We start from the raw sequence: 22,187 nt of genomic DNA on the forward strand, positions 1-22,187 counted from the left end.
CGTCCGTTCAGCCGAGGCGGCGGGGGCCGTGGTCGTCCCGCGTCGGCGGCGGACCCAGGACGACCCGCGCACCGGTGACGAAGGCGCCCGCGGCCGAGGCCAGCACCGGGTCGAGCGCGAGCGAGCGCACCTCCGGCAGCGCCTCGGCCATCGCCCCGACCCGCAGGGCCAGGTCCTCCAGCGCGGCCAGGTCGGCCGGCTCGGAGCCGCGGTACCCGGTGAGCAGCGGCGCAGCGCGCGGCGCCCGGATCAGCGCCGCCGCGTCCTCGGTCGACAGCGGCACCACCCGGAAGGCCCGGTCGTCGAGCAGCTGGGTGGCCATCCCGGAGATCCCGAAGGACAGCAGCGAGCCGAAGGACGGGTCCTCCGCCACCTCCAGCACGCAGGAGGTGCCCTTCGGCGCCATCCGCTGCACGTAGACCTCGTCCTTGCCGGTCACCCGCTCCAGGTCCGCGAGGGCGCGGCGCACCGCGGCCGCCGAGCCCAGGTCCAGGCGGACGCCGACCAGGTCGGTGCGGTGCCGCCACCGGTCCCCCACCGCCTTGAGCGCGATGGGGTAGCCGAGCTCCTCGGCGGCGGCCTCCGCGGCGTCGGCGCCCCGGACCCGCCGGAACGTGGTGACGGAGATGCCGAAGCAGCTCAGCAGCTCGACGGCCTCGTCGTCCGTCAGCGTGCGGGTGGCCGCCTCGACGGCGTCTGCGGAGGTCGTGTCCACGGCGTCGGCCGTCACGCCGAGCCGCTCGACCATCGCGCGCGCCCGGTCGAGGTCGATCCCGTCCGGCTGCACGAACTCCCCGACCGGCATCTCCCGCCAGTCGGCGTACCGGGCGACCCGGGACAGCGCCTGCACCGCCCGCTCCGGGCTGGCGTACGACGGCACCGACCCCGGGCCGGGCGTGCCGTCCGGCAGCGGGACGGCGAGCTCGTCCGGCACGCCCTCCATCGCCAGGAACACCGCGACGACGGGCTTGTCCGCGCCCGCGCCGCGGCCCGCGGTCTCCCGCAGCACCCGCGCGTACTCCGCGCCGGGGGTGGCGATCGGCGGCACGAACACCACGACGATCGAGTCCGCCTCGGCCGCGCCGTCGGCCTCCAGCGCCCGGCCGACGGCGGCGGCGAACTCCTCCGGCGACGCCGCCGCCCCGACGTCGACCGGGTCGCCCGCGGTCTGCATGCCCTCGTCCCGCAGCGCGTCCGTGACCAGCACGTTCAACGCCGTCGAGTTGCCGACGACGGCGACCCGGCGGCCCCTGGGCAGCGGCTGGTAGGCCAGCAGCAGCGCGGTGTCGAACAGCTGCGCGATGGTTTCGACCCGGATCACGCCGGACTGCTCGAACAGCGCCCGCACGCTCGCGTCGTCGATCGGGACGGCGCTCTCCCGGAGCCGCTCGGGCCGCGCGTGCCGCCCGCTCTTCACCGCGACCACCGGCTTGGTGCGGGCGAGCCGGCGCGCGAGCCGGCCGAACTTGCGCGGGTTGCCGAAGGTCTCCAGGTAGAGGAGCACGACGTCCGTCGCAGGGTCGGTCTGCCAGAACTGCAGCAGGTCGTTGCCGGAGACGTCGGCGCGGTTACCGGCGGAGACGAAGGTGGACAGCCCGAGGCCGCGGGACTTCGCCGTGGCGAGGATGGCCGTGCCCAGGGCGCCGGACTGGCTGAAGAAGCCGACCCGCCCGCGCGGCGGCAGGTCCGGGGCGAGGCTGGCGTTGAGCCGGACCTCGTCGGCGAGGTTGGCCACGCCGAGCGCGTTCGGCCCGATCACCCGCATGCCGTGCGCCCGGGCCTCCGCGACGAGCTTGCGCTCGGCGCTCACGCCGTGCCCGCCGGCGTCGGCGAACCCGGAGCTGACCACGACCAGCGCCTTGACGCCCTTCTCCAGGCAGGAGTCCATGACCTCGTCGATCCCGGCGGCGGGGATGGCGACGACGGCCAGGTCGACCGGGTCGGGGATGTCCGTGACCGACGGATAGGCGCGCACACCGCGCACCGATCGGGCGTCGGGATTCACCGGGTAGACGGGTCCTGTGAAGTTGGCCTTCAGCAGGTTCGACAGGACCGCGTGGCCGATCTTCGACGGGTCCGTGGAGGCCCCGATGACGGCCACCGACGTCGGGTTGAGGACGTTCGCGACGCTGCGGGCCTCGGCGGCCTGCTCGCGGGAGTCCCGCACCGCGAGGGAGCGCTCGGTGGGGTCGATGTCGAACTCGAGGTGCAGCACGCCCTCCGCGAAGGCCCGCCGCACCTGGTAGCCGGCCTCGCGGAAGACGCGGACCATGGCGTGGTTCTCGACCAACACCTCGGCCTCGAAGCGGCTCAGCCCGTTCTCCCGGGCCGCCGCCGCCAGGTGCTCGAGCAGGATCGAGCCCAGCCCGCGGCCCTGGTGGTCGTCCCGCACCACGAACGCGACCTCGGCCGAGGTCACCGGCTCGTCCGGCTTGTCGGGGTCGCCCAGGCCCTCGTACCGGCCGACGGCGATGATCTCGTCGCCGAGCAGCGCGATGAGCGCGACCCGCTTGTGGTGGTCGACGGTGACGAACCGCTCGAGGTCGCGCGGGGGGATCCGCGGGTAGGGCCCGAAGTAGCGCAGGTAGCGGGTGCGGTCGGACAGCCGCTGGTGGAAGGCCAGCAGCGCGTCGGCGTCGCTGGGCTGGATCGGGCGCAGGTGCACGATCCGCCCGTCCGAGGCGACGATGTCCGCCTCCCAGTGCCGCGGATAGGCGGGCCCGGCGGCCGGTTCGCCCGGCGGCACCGGGGCGGTCGCCTCCGGCTCGCCCGTGGGCGTGCCGTCGGTGGCACGGGTGGAGGTGCCGTCGGAGGCGGGGGCCGGGCGGGGATCGGCGGTGACGGTTCCGGCGGGGTTGCCGCTCGGGTCGGCCGGGTGGGGTGCGCGATCAGGCATGTACTCAGTCCCGGGGGTCGTCGGGGTCGAGGCCGTGGAGGGGGAAGACGGCCCGTCGGGTGTCGACGAGGCCGCCGTCGACCCGGTCCGCCCGACCGTCGCCCCACGGGGAGTACGAGGGGTCGGCGTCGTCCGTCATGGAGACCGGCAGCGGCATCCGGGTGATCGAGGTGGCGTGGGCGGTCCAGTCCGCGGGGATGGTCGTCGCCGGGTCGAGGTCCCGGTCGAGGACCGTCGCGAGCAGGTGGGTCCACGCCCGCGGCACCACGCGGAACAGCGCGTACCCGCCGCCGCCGAGCACGAGCCACTTCCCGCCGGCCGTGGTCTCGGCCAGCTCGCGCATGGCCTGGTAGGTGGCGCGCTGCCCGTCCACCGACATCTCGAGGTTGGCCAGCGGGTCCTCGGAGTGCGCGTCGGCGCCGCACTCGCTGACCAGGATCTGCGGGCGGAACTGCTCGAGCAGCGAGGGCACGATCGCGTGGAAGGCGCGGCGCCAGCCCGCGTCCCCCGTGCCGGGCGGCAGCGGGATGTTCACCGAGTACCCCTCGCCCTTGCCCTTGCCCAGCTCCGCCGACCAGCCGGTGCCCGGCCACAGCGTGAGCGGGTGCTGGTGCAGCGAGATGGTCATGACCCGCGGGTCGTCGTAGAAGGCCGCCTGCACGCCGTCGCCGTGGTGCACGTCGACGTCGATGTACGCGATCCGCTCGTAGCCCTGCTCGAGCAGCCAGGCGATGGCCACCGCGCAGTCGTTGTAGACGCAGAACCCGGCCGCCCGCCCCGGCATGGCGTGGTGCAGCCCGCCGGCGATGTTCACGGCCCGGTCCGCCCGGCCCTCGGCGATCTCGCGCGCGGCCAGCAGCGAGCCACCGCAGATGAGCGAGCTGGCCTCGTGCATGCCGAAGAAGATGGGGTTGTCGTCCGTGCCGAGCCCGTGCCCGACGTCGAACGGCATCTCCGGCGCGGACTTCACCGCCGTGAGGTAGCCGGGCTCGTGGACGCGCAGCAGGTCCTGCTCGGTGGCGGGCTCGGGGGCGAGCAGCTCGACGCCGTCGAGGACGCCGAGCTGGCGCGCCAGCCGCATCGTCAGGTCGAGCCGCACCGGATTCAGCGGATGGTCGTCCGACAGCTGGTAGGTGAGGAACTCCGGTGTCCAGACCACCGAGGTGCGCGGGCTCATGACGCGGACGGTAGGCGAATCGGCCGCGTGCGGCCACGTGCCGGAGGTCCCGGCGGGGCGGTCACAGCTGTCCCGGGTCCCCCGGCTCCTCGCCGGTCGCGACCGGGCGGCGGCGGTCGGAGCTCCAGTCCGACCACGAACCGGCGTAGAGCACGGCGGGCCGCTCCGGCGGCCGCAGCCCCGCCACCTCCAGGGCCAGCACGACCGACGCGGCCGTGACGCCCGACCCGCAGTAGGCGCCCACCGGCCCGCGGCCCACACCGAGCGCGCGGAACCGCTCGGCGAGCTCCTCGGGCGGGAGCCAGTGCCCGTCCGGCCCGACGTGCCCGGTGAACGGCGCGTTGATCGCGCCCGGGATGTGCCCCGCCCGCCGGTCGACGGGCTCCTGCTCGCCCCGGTAGCGCACGGCGGCACGGGCGTCCAGCAGCACGCCGGCACCGGCGATCGCCGCCGCGCCCTCGGCGTCGACCACCGGCATGCCGCCGGGGCGCACGACGATCGTCCCGTTCTGCGGGGCCAGCGCCCCGGTCTCCTCGGGCAGGCCCGCGGCCCGCCAGGCCTTCCAGCCGCCGTCGAGCACCGCGACCCGGTCCGCGGGCAGCCCGGCCCAGCGCAGCAGCCACCAGGCGCGGGCGGCGACCGAGCCGTCGCCGTCGTCGTAGGCGACGACCCGCGAGCCGGCCCGGACCCCGCACAGCCGCAGCGCCCGCTCGAGCCGGGCCACCGACGGCAGCGGGTGCCGCCCGCCGAGCCCGCCGACGCCCTGCGGGTCCGCCAGCTCGGAGTCCAGGTCGACGAACCCGGCCCCCGGCACGTGCCCGGCCAGGTGGTCGGCGCGGCCGTGCGGCCCGCCCAGCCGCCAGCGCACGTCGAGCACGACCGGCCGGCCCGGCGCGTCCAGCACGGCCGCGAGGCCGGCGGGGCTGATCAGCGGCGCGCTCCAGCCCGGCTCCACGGCCGCGTCCGCGCGCTCCTCGGCGGGCTGCGCGCGGCCCGGCCCGGTGGTCGCGGCGTCGTTCGGCTCGTGGTTCGGCGGGGACACGCACACCATCCTGCACGGTCTATCCTTGAGCGGAAGCGTCCGCCGCTCACGGGCGTCGCCGCCCCGCGCTGCTCGCGGCGGCACCCGGGGCGGCGAGGGAGGGCGTCGCACGGCACCGGGCCCGGCCCGGGGCCGCGGAACGTCCCCCACCCTCTCCCACCACGCAGCAGCGTCCACCCACCGACCACCGCGAGCACCGCGAGCACCGCCGACAACGCTGCGACGACGCTGCGACCGGCGCCGCTAGACTGGTCACACGAACGAAGGGGCCGGCCGTGAACGATCTCATCGACACCACCGAGATGTACCTCCGGACCATCTACGAGCTGGAGGAGGAGGGCGTCGTCCCGCTGCGCGCGCGGATCGCCGAACGCCTCGGCCAGAGCGGCCCCACCGTCAGCCAGACGGTGGCCCGCATGGAGCGGGACGGGCTGGTCGTCGTCGCCGGCGACCGTCACCTCGAGCTCACCGAGGACGGCCGCTCCCGTGCCGTGGCCGTGATGCGCAAGCACCGCCTCGCCGAGCGCCTCCTGATCGACGTCATCGGCCTCGAGTGGGAGCTGGTGCACGCCGAGGCGTGCCGCTGGGAGCACGTGATGAGCGACGCGGTGGAGCGCAAGCTCGTCGCGCTGCTCGACGACCCGCAGGTCTCGCCGTACGGCAACCCGATCCCGGGGCTGGACGAGCTGCGCGCCACCGAGAGCCCGGAGGGCGCCCCGCGCGCCTCGGCGCCGCCGACCCTCGAGGTCGGCCTCCAGCGGCTGGACGAGTTCGCGCGCCGCGGCGGCGGCCGGGTCGAGGTGCGTCGCATCGCCGAGCACGTGCAGGTCGACGCGGACCTCATGGGCGAGCTCAAGCTGGCCGGGATCGTCCCGGGCGGCGACGTCGAGGTGGGCGGCATCCCGCGCTTCGGCGACCCCGTGCCGGTCACCTCGGGTGGCGAGACGGCCACCGTCGCGCCGCTGATCGCGCACGCGGTCCTCGTCCGCGCCCTCTGACCGCGCCTCTCCGACCCGCGCGCTCCGACCGGGCGCCCGTTGACCCGGCGCCCGTCGAGCCCGCGGCCTGCGCGTAGCGGAACCCGGCCGTGCGGGCTCGCCCGCGGCGACCCGCAGGCGCGCCCACGCCCGTCCCACCACGAGCCCCGGTCCGGCCACCGGGGCTCGTGGCGTGTCCGGGGCTCGTGGCGTGTCCGGGGCTCGTGGCGTGTCCGGGGCTCGTGGCGTGCCCGGGGCTCGTGGCGTGTCCGGGGCTCGTGGCGTGTCCGGGGCTCGTGGCGTGTCCGGGGCTCGTGGCGTCCGGGTCCGTGGTCCGTCCGGGGCCGGGCGCGGGGAACCGGGCGCGGCGTGAGACCGTTCCGCGGAGGAGTGCCGGACCCAGGGAGGACCTCGTGAAGCTGCTCGTCACCGGAGGCGCGGGCTACGTCGGCAGCGTCAACGCGGCGCACCTGGTGGAGGCCGGGCACGAGGTCGTCGTGCTCGACGACCTGTCCACCGGGCACGCGGACGCGGTGCCGGAGGGAGTGCGCTTCGTCGAGGGCGAGCTGTCCGGGGCCGCGGGCCCGCTGCTGGCCGAGGGCTTCGACGGGGTGCTGCACTTCGCCGCCCGCTCGCTGGTCGGCGAGTCGGTGGAGAAGCCGCAGCTCTACTGGGACAACAACGTGGTCCGCACCTTCCGGCTGCTCGAGGCGATGCGCGAGCACGGCACCCCGCGGCTGGTCTTCTCCTCCACCGCCGCGGTGTACGGCGAGCCCGAGCAGGTGCCGATCCGCGAGGACGCGCCGACCCGTCCGACCAACCCCTACGGCGCCAGCAAGCTCGCCATCGACACCATGATCACCTCGTACGCGACGGCGCACGGGCTGGCCGCGGTGAGCCTGCGGTACTTCAACGTGGCCGGCGCGCACGGCCGCTTCGGGGAGCGGCACGCGGTGGAGACGCACCTGATCCCGATCGTGCTGCAGGTGGCCGCCGGCAGCCGGGAGGCCGTGTCGATCTACGGCGACGACTGGGACACCCCGGACGGCACCTGCCTGCGCGACTACATCCACGTCGACGACCTCGCCGATGCCCACCTGCTCGCGCTGCAGAAGGCGGAGCCGGGGCGGCACGGCATCTACAACCTCGGCAGCGGCCGCGGCTTCTCGGTGCTCGAGGTGGTGGAGGCCTGCCGCGCGGTGACGGGACACCCGATCCCGGCCCGCGTGGCCCCGCGCCGGGCCGGTGACCCGGCCGTCCTCATCGCGTCGAGCGAGCGCGCGATGGGCGAGCTGGGCTGGAACCCGACGCGCACGGCCCTGGGGACCATGGTCGGCGACGCCTGGCGCTTCGCCCAGGACCGCCTCCCGGTCTGACCGCGGGAGCGGGATCACCGCTCCCCCTCCATCCAGGCCCGGATCTCCCGCGGGCCCCAGCCGCCGTCGAGCGCGACCCGGAGGGTGCTCGCGAGCCGGTGGCCCGGGTCGGCGCGCAGCGCCCGGTCGAGGGCCACGTTGGCCAGCGCCCCGTCGCCGCGCAGCAGCGCGGACACCGCGAGCAGGGCGGCGGGGGTCGCGGCCTCGGCGCCCGGGCAGGTGCGGGCGAGCGCGGACCAGAGCTGCTCGGCCTCCGGCGCCGACGGCCCCGCGCAGGCGGCCAGGGCCTCGTCGCGGAACCTGGGGCGGCGCACCGCGGCCGCCACCGCGCCGGCGAGCCGCCGCCCGACGTCGAGCCGCCCGGCCGCGCCGTCGGCCAGCGCCTCGCGCAGCATGCGCCGCGGGTCGGCGGCGGGTGTCCGCTCCTCCGCCGGTCCCGCACCGGCGGAGCCGGCCCCGCCCGCCGACCGTCCGGCGGCGGGCTCAGCGCCCGGACCCGCATCAGCGACATCGGTGGCATCGGCGGGGGCGGGATCCTCCCCGGTGCCGGCCGGTTCCACCACCCGCTCCAGCTCCTCGCGCGAGTCCCGGAGCACGGCGCCGCGGGCGACCGCGGTGGCGGCGAGGACGGAGGCCGCCGGGTCCGGCAGCGTGCCCTCGCAGCGGCAGTCGTGCAGCGGGTAGCAGCGCCAGGGTGCGCCGGCGGCGATCTCCGCCGCCCACGCGACGGTGTGCACCCCGATCTCCCGCTCGAGCAGGGCGAGCGTGGCGGCGCCCGCCACGTCGGCCCGCGGCGGCCACACCGGCTCGCCCGGGCCGGGCGGCGGGGAGGGCTCGCCCCCGCCCACGACCAGCACGGCGGCGCCCTCGGGGTCGTCGCGGCACAGCGCCGCGGCGGCGGACTCGCAGAGCGCGGCCACCAGCTCGGGATCCTCCGGCGGCGGCAGGTCCACGCGCAGGGTCAGCCCGACCCGCCGCCCCTGCGGTCCGCCGGTGGCGATCATCACCAGCGAGTTCCGCGGCCGGAACCCGATCAGCACCGGGACCGCGGCGAGGAGCCCCTCGGTGCCGACCCGCACGGGGGAGTCCGGATCATCCGGCAGGACCCCGACGGCGGGGCCGGCGGGGGTCGCGGGTCGTGCGGGCTCGGCGGGATGCGGGGACGACGGGACCGGAGGCACGGGGCTCATGCCCGGCAGCCTCACCCGCCGGCCCGACCTGCGGCAGGTGTCGTCGCGACGCTGTGGACAACCCCGCAGCCGGGCACCGTGGACCGCGGTCGTGACCGGGGCCTGTGGACGGACCGGGCCCGCGGTCCTGCGCGAACGGTCGTCAGGTCGTCGCACAGTTGTAACGTCGCGCGGTTGTCCCCGTGAACGTCCCCGGGAACCCTGTCCGGGGAGCAGCGCGTCCCCCGGCGACCGCGAGGCCGGACGCACGGAACCCACGACGAAGCACGGCAGCGCACGGGAGGACGTCGGTGTACGACTACGACCTGCTGGTGATCGGTTCGGGCCCGGGCGGGCAGAAGGCGGCGATCGCCGCGGCCAAGCTCGGCAAGCGGGTGGCGATCGCCGAGCGCCGCGACATGATGGGCGGCGTCTGCGTCAACACGGGGACGATCCCGTCGAAGACGCTGCGCGAGGCGGTCCTGTACCTGACCGGCTTCGCGCAGCGCGAGATGTACGGCGCGAGCTACCGGGTCAAGTCCGAGATCACCATCGCGGACCTGCTGGCGCGCACGCAGCACGTCGTCGGGCGCGAGGTGGAGATCATCCGCAACCAGCTGCTGCGCAACCACGTCGACATCCTCGGCGGCACCGCGCACTTCGAGGACCCGCACACCGTCACGGTGACCGGGCCGGAGCGCGGTGACCACAGCACCGTCACCGCCGACTACATCGTGATCGCGACCGGCACGAAGCCCGCCCGCCCGCCGGAGGTCGAGTTCGACGACGAGGAGTACCACGTCGTCGACTCCGACGCGGTCCTGCACCTGCACCGCGTCCCCACCTCGATGGTCGTGGTCGGCGCCGGGGTGATCGGCATCGAGTACGCGTCGATGTTCGCCGCCCTCGGCACCAAGGTCACGGTCGTCGAGAAGCGGCCCGGCATGCTGGACTTCTGCGATCCCGAGGTCGTCGAGTCGCTGAAGTTCCACCTGCGCGACCAGGGCGTCTCCTTCCGCTTCGGCGAGGAGGTCTCCCGCGTCGAGAACACGGCCAAGGGCACGATCACGTCGCTGGCCAGCGGCAAGAAGATCCCTGCGGACATGGTCATGTACTCCGCCGGCCGGCAGGGCGTCACCGAGGAGCTCGCGCTGGACAAGGCGAACCTCACGGCGGACAGGCGCGGCCGGATCGCCGTCGACCAGCACTACCGGACCGAGGTCGAGCACATCTACGCGGTCGGGGACGTGATCGGCTTCCCCGCCCTCGCCGCGACGAGCATGGACCAGGGCCGGCTCGCGGCGTACCACGCGTTCGGCGAGCCCGCCCGCGAGCTGCACGGGCTGCAGCCCATCGGCATCTACACCGTCCCGGAGATCTCCTACTGCGGGAGGACGGAGGCGGAGCTGACGGAGTCCGCGACCCCCTACGAGGTCGGCATCTCGCGCTACCGGGAGCTGGCGCGCGGCGCGATCGTCGGCGACTCCTACGGCATGCTCAAGCTGCTGGTCTCGACCGAGGACCGCACGCTGCTGGGCGTGCACGTGTTCGGCACCAACGCCACCGACCTCGTCCACATCGGCCAGGCGATCATGGGCTGCGGCGGGACCGTCGACTACCTCGTCGACACCGTGCTCAACTACCCGACCCTCTCGGAGGCCTACAAGGTCGCCGCGCTGGACGTGACGAACAAGATCCGCGCGCTCGAGGCGTACCGGTGAGGACTCAGGTGTAGCCGATCCCCTGCTCGTCCAGCCACGGCAACGGGTTGATCTTCGTGCCGGCCGGGGTGGTGACCTCGAGGTGCAGGTGCGGCCCGGTCGACTGACCGCGGTTGCCGACCTCGGCGATCTGCTGCCCGGCCTCGACCTGCTGCCCGACGCTCACGAGCGACCGGTTGATGTGGCCGTAGGTCGTGATCGTGCCGTCGGCGTGCTGCACGCGCACCCAGAGCCCGAAGCCGCTCGCCGGACCGGAGCTGATCACGGTGCCGGCCAGCGGGACGTGGATCGGCGTACCGATCGGCGCCGCGATGTCCAGGCCCTGGTGCGGGGCGCCGCCGCGGATGCCGAAGCCGGACGACACCCGCCCGACCACCATCTGGATCCCGCCGGCCGCGGCGCGTGAGGCGCCGAGCGTCGCCAGCTCCTCGGCCTGGCGCACGGCCTCGGCCTGCTCGGCCTCGGCGGCCTTCCGCGCGGCCTCGGCCTGCTCGGCCGCCCTGCGGGCGGCGTCCGCGGCGGCCTGGTGCAGGTCGGCGGCCTTCACCACGTCGGCGACGACGTCCGCACCCGTGACCGGGCCGGCGACCGTGCCCGGAGCGGCCACCGCGGGGGCCGCCGCGACCGGTGCGAGCGGGACGCGGACCTGCCGGCCGCCGAGCTCGGCGATGCCGTCCGCCGAGGCGGTGACGGTGTCCGTCTCGTCCGAGAGCGCGGAGGCGTCGGAGGTCAGCCGCGTGAGGCCCGCGGTCAGCGCGTTGGCCCCGGACTCGAGGTCCGGGAGTGCGCCCGCGTAGGCGGCCTGCCCGGCCGCCGCGACGACGCCGCCGACGGCGACCACCGCGGCCATCCGGACCTGCAGGGAGCCGGGGAGGACTCCGGACAGGGCGGCACCGGACAGGGCCGGGGAGCCGCTGGGGAGCGGGAGGCTCGTTCGCAGGCCGCCGGGCCCCGCTGCCGCCGCGGGGGCGGGCAGCGGTGGCCCGGCGATCGCGCGACGGCCCTGGGGGGAGCGATGCCGTGCCACGATCTTCCTTCCGGATCGTGACGGGGCCGGACTTCCGGTGGGGGGCCGGACGGGGCGGCTCGGGGATGCCGGCCCGGTGTCCTCTTCGTGACCTCGTCGTGATCCGAGGACGACGCTAGCGGCGCGGGGTACCCGCTGTCCCGGTCCGGTTGCGGTCGGCGAGACCACCGGATCGGGTGGCGCGCCGAGTGGCCGGAGCGAGGCGTACCCGGCGTGTCGCCGCGACACGCGGGTCGTTCGCCCGCCGTTCACCGCACGGACGAGCCTCGCGGCCCTTACGCCGTCGCTCCGGGTGCCCGCCCTGTCACACAGGGCGATCGCCGTGTGCGAGCGGTCACCGGGAGGCCCGGCGGAGGGCGCGCCGAACGGCGTTACGGGACCTGGGTCACCTGACCGGGAACGGCGCCTCGGCGATCGGTCAAGAGGCCGGGCCCACAGCGGAGGAGCCCCCGGCAGGAGAGTCAGCGGCAGGAGAGTCAGCGGCAGGAGAGTCAGCGGCAGGAGAGTCAGCGGCAGGAGAGTCAGCGGCAGGAGAGTCAGCGGCAGGAGAGTCAGCGGCAGGAGAGTCCGGGGCGGGCTCCGCGAGGCCGAGCTCGGCCAGCCGCGCCCGGTACCGCGCCACCCCGGCCAGCTTGACGTCCTCGTAGCCGCGGACCAGCTCCGCCGCCTCCGCCGCCGCCACCGCGGTGCCGTACGTCCCCGGGGTGAGCGTGCCCGCGAGCCGCAGCACCATCGCCCGGTACTCGTCCCGCAGCGCACGCTCGAGCCGGCGGACCTCGGTGCGGCCGAACGGGTCGAGCGGCGTGCCGCGCACGACCTTGCCCTTGGCCAGGGTCCGCAGGACCGGCCGCATCCAGGGCCCCAGCGCGATCTTCCGTCGCCGGCCGAGCGCCCTGAGGACCGGCGGGTGCAGCCGGTACCGCATCCGCGTCCCGCCCGGCACCTCGGCGGTCAGCCGCGCCTCGAAGGCCGGATCGGTGAGCAGCCGCGCCACCTCGTACTCGTCCTTGTACGCGGTGAGCCGGTACAGCCCGCGGGCCGCCGCCTCGGAGAACCGGGTGTCCTCCCCGAGCGCGCGCTCGGCCCGCCACACCGCGAGCACGTCGGCGACGTACCCGCGGGCCGTCCGCTCCGACTGGTAGGCGACGAGCTCGGCGGCCCGGACGTCGACCAGCCGCCGGGTCTCCCCCGCCAGCCCGCCCAGGTCGAGACCCGAGGGTGCGGGCTCCCGCACGGCCGCCGACGGCACCGCCGTGGCGAACGCCGCCGGATCGGCCACGGCCAGGCGGCCCCACCGGAACGCCGCGGTGTTGGCCGCGACCGCCACGCCGTTGAGCTCGATGGCCCACTCGATCGCCGCGGCGGAGACCGGCAGCACGCCGGACTGGTACGCCGCACCGACGAGCAGCAGGTTGGCCGGCATCGCGTCGCCGAACAACGCCTCGGCCGCGGCCTGCGCGTCGAGCGTGACGACGGCCCGGGACCGCCCGGCGATCCGCGCCACCAGCTCCTCTGTGGCCGGCGGGGTCACGCCCGCGTCCCGGACCTGCGCCCCCGTGGGCACCGGGCTCGTCGAGACGACGGCGGTGGTCCGGTCCTCCGCGGTGTGGGCGAGGAAGCGCGAGTCCGCCCCGACCAGCACGTCGAACGCCAGGTAGCAGTCCGCGACACCGATCCGGTTGGCCGGGCCGCGGACGCCGGGATCACCGACCCGCAGGTGCGAGACGACCGGGCCGGCCTTCTGCGACAGCCCGGTCTGGTCCACGCCGTGCACCGCCCGGCCGTCCCGCAGGGCGGCGGAGCCGAGCACCTGGTTGACCGTGACGATCCCGGTCCCGCCGATGCCGGCGAGGAAGACGTCGCCGGCCTCCGGCACGTCCACGTCCGGCACGGGGGGCGGCTCCCGGCGCTCGGGCCGCGCCGTGTGCCCCCCGGGCGACTCCACGGTGACGAACGACGGGCAGTCCCCCGCGAGGCACGAGTAGTCGGTGTTGCAGGAGGTCTGGTCGATGCGGGTCTTGCGGCCGAACTCCGTGTCCACCGGCTGCACGGACAGGCAGTTCGACCTCGCACCGCAGTCGCCGCAGCCCTCGCAGACCCCCTCGTTGATCACGACGCGGGTGGGCCGGACCGGGATCGCGCCGCGCTTGCGCAGCCGCCGGGACTCCGCGGCGCACCGCTGGTCGTAGATCAGCACGGTGACCCCCGGGGTCTCCGCCAGGACCCGCTGGGCCTCGTCGAACCGGTCCCGGTGCCACAGGTCCACGCCCTTCGGCAGGGCGGGCAGCTCCCGGTACCGCCGCGGCTCGTCGGCGCAGACGATGATCTTCGCGACGCCCTCGGCGAGCAGTTTCGCCGCGAGCGCGGGCACCTCGAGCCCGCCCTCGGCGTCCTGCCCGCCGGTCATGGCGACCGCCCGGTTGTAGAGCAGCTTGTAGGTGATCGTGACGCCCGCGGCCACGCAGGCCTGCACCGCCAGCTGCCCGGAGTGCGCGAACGTTCCGTCGCCCATGTTCTGGAACATGTGGCCGGCCGTGGTGAACGGCGCCTGGCCGATCCACTGCGCGCCCTCGCCGCCCATCTGCGTGAGCGAGGCGACCTCGCTGGCCTCGCGGTGGGTGAGCGCGACCATCGCGTGGCAGCCGATACCGCCGCCCGCCACCGCCCCCTCCGGGACGATCGTCGAGCGGTTGTGCGGGCAGCCGGAACAGAAGTACGGGGTGCGCGCGACGGGCAGTAGCGGGAGCGGCGGCGGGGCCGACCTCGGCGCGGCGAGCGGCACACGGTCGCGGAGCACCCGGCGCAGCGGGCCGGCCAGCACCGTTGCGGTGAGCTCCCCCGCCTGCGGCACCAGCGGGCCGCCGGCCTCGTCCGCCGCGCCGAGCACGGCGGGCGCACCGGGCAGGCCGTACAGTGCGTCCCGCACCGCCGTCTCGACGAACGGTGTCTTCTCCTCCACCACCAGCACCGTGTCGAGCCCGGCGGCGAAGTCGCGGAGCCGGCCGCGCTCGAGCGGGTGGATCGCCCCCAGCTTCAGCAGCCGCACCCCGGAGTCCACCCCGAGGTCCCGCAGCGCCTGCCGGACGTCGCCGAACGCCTTCCCGCCGGCCACGATCCCGACCGTCGCGCCGGGGGCCGGGTCCACCAGGACGTCGAGCGGATTGGCGGCGAGGAACGCCCGCACCATCGCCCAGCGCGGGCCGTACAGCTGCGCCTCGGCCTCCAGGGACGAGGGCGGCACGAGCATCGGGTACTGCCGGTACCGCCAGGGCCGGCCCTCCCACTCCAGCTCCGGCACGGTGATCTCCAGGTCGGAGACCTCGGCGGGGTCGAGCGCGTACACGCCGTCGGCCACGTCCGCGGTGATCTTGAGTCCCACCCACATGCCGGACGCCCGGCTGAGCGCGATGCCGTACCGGCCCAACCGGACGACGTCGGCGGCGTCGGCCGGGTAGAGCACGGGCAGCCCGTAGCCGGCGAGCGTCCGCTCCGAGACGCACGGGATCGTCGAGGACTTGCAGCCGGGGTCGTCGCCGGCCAGCACCAGCACCCCGCCGTTCGGGTGGGCGCCGCAGATGTTGCCGTGCCGGAAGGGGTCGCCGGCCCGGTCGACGCCGGGCGCCTTGCCGTACCAGACCCCCACCGCGCCGTCGACGGTCCGCTCGTGGCCGGGCACCTCGACCTGGCTGCCCCACACCGCGGTGGCGGCCAGCTCCTCGTTGACGCCGGGCACGAACCGCAGCCCCGCGGTCCCGGCCAGCTCGGGCAGCCCGGCGAGGGTCTTGTCCAGCCCGCCGAGGGGGCTGCCCTGGTAGCCGGAGACGAACGAGGCCGTGTGCAGCCCGGCCGCGACGTCGGCGGCGTGCTGCTCCACCAGCAGCCGCGCGATCGCCTGCACCCCGGTGAGCAGGGCCGGCCCGCCCGCCGGCCGGTACCGGGTCCCGAGATCGAACTCGACGGCCACGGGCACCTCCCCCTCGAGAGCCTTCGCAACCACGGCCGCGCCGACGCCGTCGCCGCGGTCCTCCGGACACTCTGCACCACCGCCACCGTGCGCCGCACGACCCGGCCGCCCTGACCCGTTCCGCCCGCCGACGTCCTCGACGTGCTCCGGCCCGTGGGTCAGCGCCGGGTGACGGCCGCGAGCACCTCCTCCAGCGCCGCATCGGCGAGCGCCCGCATCTCGGCGTCCGTGCGGTCCTGGATCGGGTGCGGCACGAACACCGACGGCACCTCGCGGTAGCCGAGCGCCCGCGCCTGGGCGTCCGCGGCCACCACGAACTGCGTCGACGCGAGGAAGGCCGCGATCACGCCCCGGCCCTCGAGGGCGGCGAAGTCGTGCACACTGCACGACGTGCACGAGCCTCAATCGGCGAGGGCCTCGATCACCACGTCGCACTCCGTGGTGATCTCCCGCCGCAGGTCGGGCGGCATCGGCTTGGTGAAGGTCGGCTTGGCGTAGCGGCGGACCGTGACCCCCCGCTCGGCGAGGAGCTCGGCGAGCCGGTCCAGGAAGACGTCCCCGCGCGGCTTGGAGATGTCGAGCAGACCGACCCGCAGCCCCTCGAGCGAGGCCGGCCGCTCCAGCGCCGTGCGGCTGTCCGGCGTGCTCTCGTCCGTCGGGTCCAGGATCACCAACGATCCCGTCGACCGCGTCCCGGTCATCGCCACGGGTCCACCTCCCTCGTCACGGGCGCGCTCCCGCCCGGCCCGCCCGCCCAGCCGCCGATCACGGCCGAGAACATCCCGGCGCCGCCGCCGGCGTGCACGATCATCAGTCCGCCCGGCCGGAACTTCGCCACCGGCCGGTCGGAGTCGCCGGCGGGCACGCCCTCGTCGATGCCGCCGGCCCCGCGGGTGATCTCCGCGCGGTCGAGCAGGAGCGCCTCGTCCAGCGCCGCCGCCAGGCGCCCCCGGTCCCAGCCCGCCTCCGCGAACACCCGCGCGTGCTCCGGGCAGACGACCAGCGTGGCGTCGAACCCGCGGACCAGCTTCGGGTGGCACACCCCGCGCAGCCCGAGAGCCAGCGAGCGGGCCAGCGACTCCGGCGTGCGCGAGATCTGGTCCACGATCCCGCGCGGTCCCTCCGCCGCGAACACCGTGACCGCCGAGCGGCCCGGCGGCACGCCACGGCTCTGCGCGAGCGGCTCGAAGGGCGAGCCCTCCTCGTCCTCGGCGAAGCAGAACCCGACCTTGCCGGGGTGACCGAGCGCGGCGCGGTCCACCTCCTGCGGGCGGCCGCCGCCGACGTTGCGGATCACCAGCTGCAGCGCCCGGCCGATCGTCGAGTTGGCGCGGTTGCCCTGCCCGAGCGCGTTGCCGGCCCAGTTCATGCCGACCTCGGCGCGGACCGGCCCGTTGACCACGATCGCCGGACCCGCGCCCCAGGTGGTCGCGAGCAGCCCGTGGGCGTTGAACTCGTCCGTGCAGGCGGCCTCGACGGCGGCGAGCACCACGGGCAGGTACTCGGGTCGGCAGCCCGCGAGCACGGCGTTGATCGCGACCTTCTCCACGGTCGCCTCGACCAGGTTCGGCGGAATCACCGCGACCACCTCGTCCGGCTTGCGCGAGGTGCCCTCCAGCATGCGCAGCACCCGCGCCGGTGTCGGCGGGACGACCGGCAGCCCGTCGGTGAAGCCGCGGTCGAAGAGGGCCTCGGCCTCGTCCTCCAGCGCGGCGATCTCCAGCCTGCGCGAGTGCAGCGCACCGCCGCGCGTGCGGACCAGCAGCTCCTCGGCCACGTCCGGGTCCTGGGTGCGGGAGCCGCAGCCGGGCCGGTACTCCGGCAGGCCCTCACCGAGGTCCGGGACACCGGTCAGCTCGGCCCACTGCGCCCGGCTCCACCCGACCACCCGGGCGACCTCCACACCCCCGGCGAACCGGACGAGCGTGGGCACGGTCTCGACCTCCAGCGCGAGGCTGGCCGTCAGTTCCGTGTCGTCCCGCCGGTCGGCGACACCCTCCGGGAAGTCCGGATCGTCCTGGGTGAAGACCGTCAGCCCCGGGAGCGCGGCGAGCACGGGCTCCACCAGCCGGCAGGTCGGGCAGTCCTGCTTGACGACGGCGACCAGCCCGTCCGCGGGCCACGCCACCGTCTCCCGCTCCTCCGTCGGCACCGACACGTCCCGCACGGTAACCGGTTGAACGGTCGTCCGGTAGGCCGGTCACCGTCACCACCGTGCGTGGTGGTGCGGACGCTCCCCGGACCCGGACGGCGGTTGTCCCTCGCGGCGGGCCGATGGCTGGATGGGAGGGTGCGCCGCCGCCTCCCCTCCGGGCTCCGCCGAACCGTCGTCCCGCTCGTCCTGGCCCTGGCCGCGACGCTGACGGGCATGCCCGTCGCCCAGGCCGCTCAGCCGACCTCACCACCGGTCGACTACGTGGCGCTGGGCGACTCCTATGCCGCCGGCGTGGGCGCCGCCCCGGACGGCACCAGCGGCGTGTGCGCGCGCAGCGACGCCTCCTACCCGGCCCGGTACGCCGCCGCGACCGTGCCCGCGTCGTTCCTCTCGGTCGCGTGCAGCGGCGCGACGACCGCGGGGGTGCTGCGCGACCAGGTGTCCGCGGTCACGAAGGACACCGACCTGGTCACGATCACGGTGGGTGGCAACGACACCGGCTTCGCGCCCGTCCTCGCGCGGTGCACCACGGCGCCCGACGACGCGGGCTGCGACCAGGCCGTCCGGACCGGCGAGCGGGTTGCCCGGTACGTCCTGCCCTCCGCGCTGGCGGTGGTGCTCGGTGCCGTGCACGTGCGCGCGCCCGACGCCCGGGTCGTGGTCCTCGGCTACCCGCGACTGTTCGGCGACGGCCCCGGCTGCCCGCTGAACCCGGTCCGCAGCGCGCGGCTCGACGCCGGGGCGGACGTGCTGAACGACCGGATCGCCGACACCGCCCGACGCTTCGGGGCGACGTTCGTCGACGTCCGGCCGGCCTTCACCGGGCACGGGCTGTGCAGCGCCGACCCGTGGATCGTCGCGCCCGGCGGCCCGGGCGCCTACCACCCCACCGCCCCGGGGTATGCCCGCGGCTACGTGCCGGCCCTGGGCGCCTCCACCGGGGCGGCTTGAGCGCTCACACGAGCCGCGGCCGCCCGGCGAGGACGCCGGCGACGAGCTGGGCCACCAGCGCGACCAGCAGCGCGAGGAGCGAGACCGTCCAGCCGCCGGTCGCCTCGTGCAGCAGCCCGACGAGCATCGGCCCGGTCGAGGCGAGGAGGTACCCGAAGCCCTGCGCCATCGCGGACAGCCCCGCGGCCGTCTCGGCGTCCCGGGCCCGGAGCGTGATCACGGTCATCGCCATGGCGAACACGGTCATGCTGGCGCCGAGCAGCAGCGCCCACAGCCACGGCACCGCGGCGGGCGCGAGCATCAGCCCGATCGTCCCGGCGATCGCGAGCAGTGTGAGGCCGGCGTTCCACCCGGACTGGCTCCTCCGCCGCGCGGCCACCGCGGGCACCATCAGGCTGAACGGCACGGCGACGAGCGTCGCGATGCTGAGCATCACCCCGGCCGCGCCCTTGGACAGGCCCGCGCCCAGGTAGATCTGCGGCAGCCAGCCCATGACGACGTAGGCCAGAAAGGACTGCAGGCCCATGAACGCCGTCACCGACCAGGCCACCGGGCTGCGCAGCAGCCGGCCCCACGAGGGACGCCGGGCGCCGCGGGGTGCCTCGGCCGCCGGCCGGTGCCGCGCGCTCACGACCCACACGACCAGCGCCACCAGGGCGAGCCCGGCCCAGAGCACGAGGGCGCCGCGCCAGCCCCCGGCCGGGCCCTCCAGCGGCGGGGTCAGCGCCGAGCCCAGCGCCCCGCTGCCCTGCAGCGCCGCGGTGTAGAGCCCGGTCATCAGCCCGACCCGGTGGGCGAAGGACTCCTTGACGACGACAGGGACCAGCACGTTGGCGAGCGCGATCCCGGCGCACGCCACGAAGGTGCCGCCGAGCATCACGCCCGCACCGCCCAGCACGCGCACGACGAGCCCGACGCCGAGCACCGCCAGCGCCACCCCGATCGCCCGGGCGAGGCCGACCCGTCGGGCCAGCGCCGGGGCGGCCAGGCCCGCGATCGCGAAGCACAGCGTGGGCGCGGTGGTGAGCAGGCTGGTCCAGGCGGCGGAGGCGCCGAGCCCGGTCCGCACGTCGCCGAGCAGCGACGACGCGCTGGTCACCGCGGCGCGCAGGTTCAGCGCGGCCAGCACGACCGCGACGGCCAGCAGCAGCGTCGCCCGCAGCGGACCGAACCGCGCGGGCGCCAGCCGCTCCTCGGCGGCGGCCTCCCCGGCGATCTCGAGCGCCTGCCCGTCCGCGAACGCGTGGTGCGCGCCGGGCGCGGACGCGACCGGACGGGGGGACGCCTCGGCGCGCCCCGGATCCCCGAGTGCCATGGGGACTACTCTGACAGACATCCCATGTTCGGATGAGAGGATGCCCTGTGCCCTTGGCCACCACCCGGCGCGCCGGGCTCGTCGAGCAGGTCATCGAGCAGGTCCGCGCGGCCGTCGCGGCCGGTGAGTGGCCGGTCGGCACCCGGATCCCACCCGAGGCCGAGCTCGCCGAGGCCCTCGGGGTCGGGCGCAACACCGTCCGCGAGGCGGTGCGCGCGCTCGCCCACGCCGGCCTGCTCGAGGTCCGGCAGGGCGACGGCACGTTCGTCCGGGCGACCAGCGAGATCTCCGGGGCGATCCGCCGGCTCGCCGGGACCGAGCTGCGCGAGGTGCTGCAGGTCCGCCGGCTGCTCGAGGTCGAGGGGGCCCGTCTCGCCGCCGCCCACCGCACCCCCGACGAGCTGGCCGAGCTGGACCGCGCCATGGCGGCCTGCGAGGAGGCCGAGCGCGCGGCGGACCTCGCGGCCTTCGTCCGCGCCGACCTCGCCTTCCACCAGCTCGTCCTGCGCTGCGCGCACAACGGCGTGCTGGCTGAGCTCTACCGCGGGCTGACCGAGGTGGTGCACGCCAGCGTCGCGACGACCGTGGCCGGCGGGCGGTGCGAGAGCCATACCGGGCTGCTGGCGGCCATCCGGGCCGGCGACGCGACCGCGGCCGCCGCGGAGGCCGAGGACTTCCTCGACTCGCTCCTGCGCGAGTACGGCGGCCCCGCGGCCTGAGCGTCGAGGCGGCCCCGCGGCCTGAGCGTCGTCGAGGCGGCCCCGCGGCCTGAGCGGGGAGGCGGCCCCGCGGCCTGAGCGTCCGTGGGGCCGGCCCCTACACCGTGAGGACGATCTTGCCGGTCGTCCGGCCCTGCTCGCCCAACCGGTGCGCGTCGGCGGCGCGCTCCAGCGGGAAGGTCTCGGCGACGCGCACGAGGAGCTTCCCGTCGGCGTGCAGCCGGAGCAGCTCGCTCAGCCCCGGCCCGCCTGCGCGCACGTAGGCGCCGGAGGCCTTCACCCCGCGCTCCTCAGCGGCCGCGACCGCGGCCTCGACCGCGATCGTCGGCAGGCAGATGAGCATCCCCGACGGCTTCACCACATCGAACGAGCGCACGGCCGTCTCGCCGCCGACGAGGTCGTAGACGAGGTCGACGGGCTCCACGACCTCCTCGAACCGCTCGGTCCGGTAGTCGACGACCTGGTCGCAACCCAGCGAGCGGAGCAGGTCGTGCTTGCCGGCGGAGGCGGTGCCGATCACGTGCGCCCCGAGGGCCTTCGCGATCTGCACGGCGAAGTGCCCGACGCCGCCGGCCGCGGCGTGGATCAGCACCCGCTGCCCCGCCTCGAGGTGCCCGACGTCGACGAGGCTCTGCCACGCCGTCATCCCGGCCAGGGGCAGCGCGGCCGCCTCGACCACGGACAGGTCCGCGGGACGCGCCCGGAAGTGCGCGGCCGGGGCCGTGACGTACTCGGCGTACGCGCCGTCCGGGCTCGGGAACCGGGCCATGCCCAGGACGGAGTCGCCGACCGCGAACCCCAGCTCGTCGAGGTCGGTGCCCGGCCCCAGGGCGTCCACCACCCCCGCGACGTCCCAGCCCACGACGAACGGCTTCCCGCCGAACGACCTGGCCGGGCCGAGGCCGGACCGGGTCTTCCAGTCGATCGGGTTGACCCCCGCGGCCTCCACCCGGACCCGGACCTCGCCCGGGCCGGGCTCGGGCGTCGGGATGTCCTGCAGGCTGAGGGCCTCCGGCCCGCCGGGCGTCTCGCAGACGATCGCACGCATGGCCCGCACCCTACGAGCCGGTGCGGGGGCCTACCCGACGAGTTCGCCCTCGACGACCTGCGGGCGGCCGTCGCGCTCCCAGTCGAGGAAGCGCTGGGTCTCGACGAGCAGCGCGCCGCCGAGCCAGAGGGCCACGACGCCGTCGTCCGCCAGGCCGAGGAACGCCGTCACGGCCTCGGGCACGAGGTCGACCGGCGACACGAGGTAGGCCGCGGCGAGGACCAGCAGCCCGAGCCGGCCGCGGGTCAGCACACCGGAGCGGCCGCTGAGTGCAGCCCCCACCATGCGGGGCAGCGCGCGGGCGCGGTCGCCGAGGGTCGGCGACCCCGGCCGCCGGCTCTGGACGATCACGCGGGCCAGGGTGAGCCAGGCGGCCCGCCGCCCCGCGAAGGAGCGCGAGCCGGAAGAGGTCGTCATGTCCGCTTCAACGCCGGCCGGTTCCTGCTCGTTCCGCCGGGAAGGGTCGAGCGACGCGGGTCACCGCCGCACGCGCGCCCCGTCGTCGCGGCTCCACAGCGACCACACCACGACGCCCGCGAACACCAGCGCGCCCACGGCCACGGCCCACGCCAGCACCTGGTACAGCGCCCCGGCCAGCGTGAACGCCAGCACCACGAGGAGCGCGGCCCCGAGCACCCGCAGCATGGACA

Annotated in this window: 17 protein-coding genes; 5 read left to right on the forward strand and 12 right to left on the reverse strand. The window is 75.9% G+C overall.

Annotation, left to right across the window (positions count from 1 at the left end; all coding sequences use genetic code 11):
- Positions 1-7: 7 nt before the first annotated feature.
- From ABD990_RS08310 to ABD990_RS08320, 3 genes are all read right to left on the reverse strand, one after another.
- Positions 8-2,896: a bifunctional acetate--CoA ligase family protein/GNAT family N-acetyltransferase gene (locus tag ABD990_RS08310; RefSeq protein ID WP_345379491.1), complete on the reverse strand. Its 2,889-nt coding sequence runs from the start codon at positions 2,894-2,896 to the stop codon at positions 8-10.
- A gap of 4 nt (positions 2,897-2,900) precedes the next feature.
- Positions 2,901-4,073, reverse strand: a complete 1,173-nt coding sequence (locus tag ABD990_RS08315) for an acetoin utilization protein AcuC (protein WP_345379493.1) — start codon at positions 4,071-4,073, stop codon at positions 2,901-2,903.
- A 61-nt stretch (positions 4,074-4,134) separates the two neighbouring features.
- A complete protein-coding gene (locus ABD990_RS08320; RefSeq protein ID WP_425569554.1) occupies positions 4,135-5,028 on the reverse strand; it encodes a sulfurtransferase in 894 nt (297 codons plus the stop codon).
- Between the two features lie 362 nt (positions 5,029-5,390).
- Between ABD990_RS08320 and ABD990_RS08325 the strand changes: the two genes are divergently transcribed.
- Both ABD990_RS08325 and galE read left to right on the forward strand, forming a co-directional pair.
- Positions 5,391-6,113 (forward strand): iron-dependent transcriptional repressor DtxR, encoded by a 723-nt coding sequence (locus ABD990_RS08325; RefSeq protein ID WP_345379494.1) that lies wholly within the window; start codon positions 5,391-5,393, stop codon positions 6,111-6,113.
- Between the two features lie 392 nt (positions 6,114-6,505).
- On the forward strand, positions 6,506-7,468 hold the full coding sequence (galE, locus tag ABD990_RS08330; RefSeq protein WP_345379495.1) for a UDP-glucose 4-epimerase GalE: 963 nt from the start codon (positions 6,506-6,508) through the stop codon (positions 7,466-7,468).
- 14 nt (positions 7,469-7,482) lie between these two features.
- On the opposite strand, the gene ABD990_RS08335 is transcribed toward galE, so the two are convergent.
- Positions 7,483-8,658 (reverse strand): DUF4192 domain-containing protein, encoded by a 1,176-nt coding sequence (locus ABD990_RS08335; RefSeq protein ID WP_345379498.1) that lies wholly within the window; start codon positions 8,656-8,658, stop codon positions 7,483-7,485.
- A 290-nt stretch (positions 8,659-8,948) separates the two neighbouring features.
- Here ABD990_RS08335 and sthA point away from each other — a divergent pair, with 290 nt between their 5' ends.
- On the forward strand, positions 8,949-10,358 hold the full coding sequence (gene sthA, locus ABD990_RS08340; protein ID WP_345379499.1) for a Si-specific NAD(P)(+) transhydrogenase: 1,410 nt from the start codon (positions 8,949-8,951) through the stop codon (positions 10,356-10,358).
- A 4-nt stretch (positions 10,359-10,362) separates the two neighbouring features.
- Here sthA and ABD990_RS08345 read toward each other — a convergent pair whose 3' ends face one another.
- The 4 genes from ABD990_RS08345 to ABD990_RS08360 form a co-directional block, all read right to left on the reverse strand.
- Complete coding sequence (locus ABD990_RS08345; protein WP_345379501.1) at positions 10,363-11,385, reverse strand: M23 family metallopeptidase; 1,023 nt, start codon at positions 11,383-11,385, stop codon at positions 10,363-10,365.
- Positions 11,386-11,803: 418 nt separating this feature from the next.
- Positions 11,804-15,349: an indolepyruvate ferredoxin oxidoreductase family protein gene (locus ABD990_RS08350; RefSeq protein WP_345379503.1), complete on the reverse strand. Its 3,546-nt coding sequence runs from the start codon at positions 15,347-15,349 to the stop codon at positions 11,804-11,806.
- A gap of 158 nt (positions 15,350-15,507) precedes the next feature.
- The gene (locus tag ABD990_RS08355; protein ID WP_486362905.1) at positions 15,508-16,023 is read right to left on the reverse strand and encodes a UGSC family (seleno)protein; all 516 of its coding nucleotides are present in this window, start codon (positions 16,021-16,023) and stop codon (positions 15,508-15,510) included.
- 23 nt (positions 16,024-16,046) lie between these two features.
- Positions 16,047-17,507, reverse strand: coding sequence for a thioredoxin family protein (locus ABD990_RS08360; protein ID WP_345379506.1), 1,461 nt, complete (start codon positions 17,505-17,507; stop codon positions 16,047-16,049).
- A 132-nt stretch (positions 17,508-17,639) separates the two neighbouring features.
- On the opposite strand from ABD990_RS08360, the gene ABD990_RS08365 reads away from it, so the two are divergent.
- Positions 17,640-18,455: an SGNH/GDSL hydrolase family protein gene (locus ABD990_RS08365; protein ID WP_345379508.1), complete on the forward strand. Its 816-nt coding sequence runs from the start codon at positions 17,640-17,642 to the stop codon at positions 18,453-18,455.
- A gap of 4 nt (positions 18,456-18,459) precedes the next feature.
- Here the strand turns inward: ABD990_RS08365 and ABD990_RS08370 are convergent, their stop codons facing one another.
- Entirely contained in the window at positions 18,460-19,770 is a 1,311-nt protein-coding gene (locus tag ABD990_RS08370) for an MFS transporter (RefSeq protein ID WP_345379510.1), read from the reverse strand.
- 47 nt (positions 19,771-19,817) lie between these two features.
- On the opposite strand from ABD990_RS08370, the gene ABD990_RS08375 reads away from it, so the two are divergent.
- Positions 19,818-20,489, forward strand: coding sequence for a FadR/GntR family transcriptional regulator (locus ABD990_RS08375; RefSeq protein ID WP_345379511.1), 672 nt, complete (start codon positions 19,818-19,820; stop codon positions 20,487-20,489).
- Between the two features lie 97 nt (positions 20,490-20,586).
- Here the strand turns inward: ABD990_RS08375 and ABD990_RS08380 are convergent, their stop codons facing one another.
- From ABD990_RS08380 to ABD990_RS08390, 3 genes are read right to left on the reverse strand one after another with little or no spacing between them, the layout of a single operon-like run.
- Positions 20,587-21,537: an NADP-dependent oxidoreductase gene (locus ABD990_RS08380; RefSeq protein ID WP_345379512.1), complete on the reverse strand. Its 951-nt coding sequence runs from the start codon at positions 21,535-21,537 to the stop codon at positions 20,587-20,589.
- Between the two features lie 30 nt (positions 21,538-21,567).
- Positions 21,568-21,954, reverse strand: a complete 387-nt coding sequence (locus ABD990_RS08385; RefSeq protein ID WP_345379513.1) for a YkvA family protein — start codon at positions 21,952-21,954, stop codon at positions 21,568-21,570.
- Between the two features lie 60 nt (positions 21,955-22,014).
- Positions 22,015-22,182 carry a hypothetical protein gene (locus tag ABD990_RS08390; RefSeq protein WP_345379515.1) on the reverse strand — a complete coding sequence of 56 codons (168 nt, stop codon included), beginning with the start codon at positions 22,180-22,182 and terminating at the stop codon, positions 22,015-22,017.
- Positions 22,183-22,187: the final 5 nt, after the last annotated feature.

This window comes from Pseudonocardia yuanmonensis (genome assembly GCF_039542425.1).
Classification (GTDB): Bacteria; Actinomycetota; Actinomycetes; order Mycobacteriales; family Pseudonocardiaceae; genus Pseudonocardia; species Pseudonocardia yuanmonensis.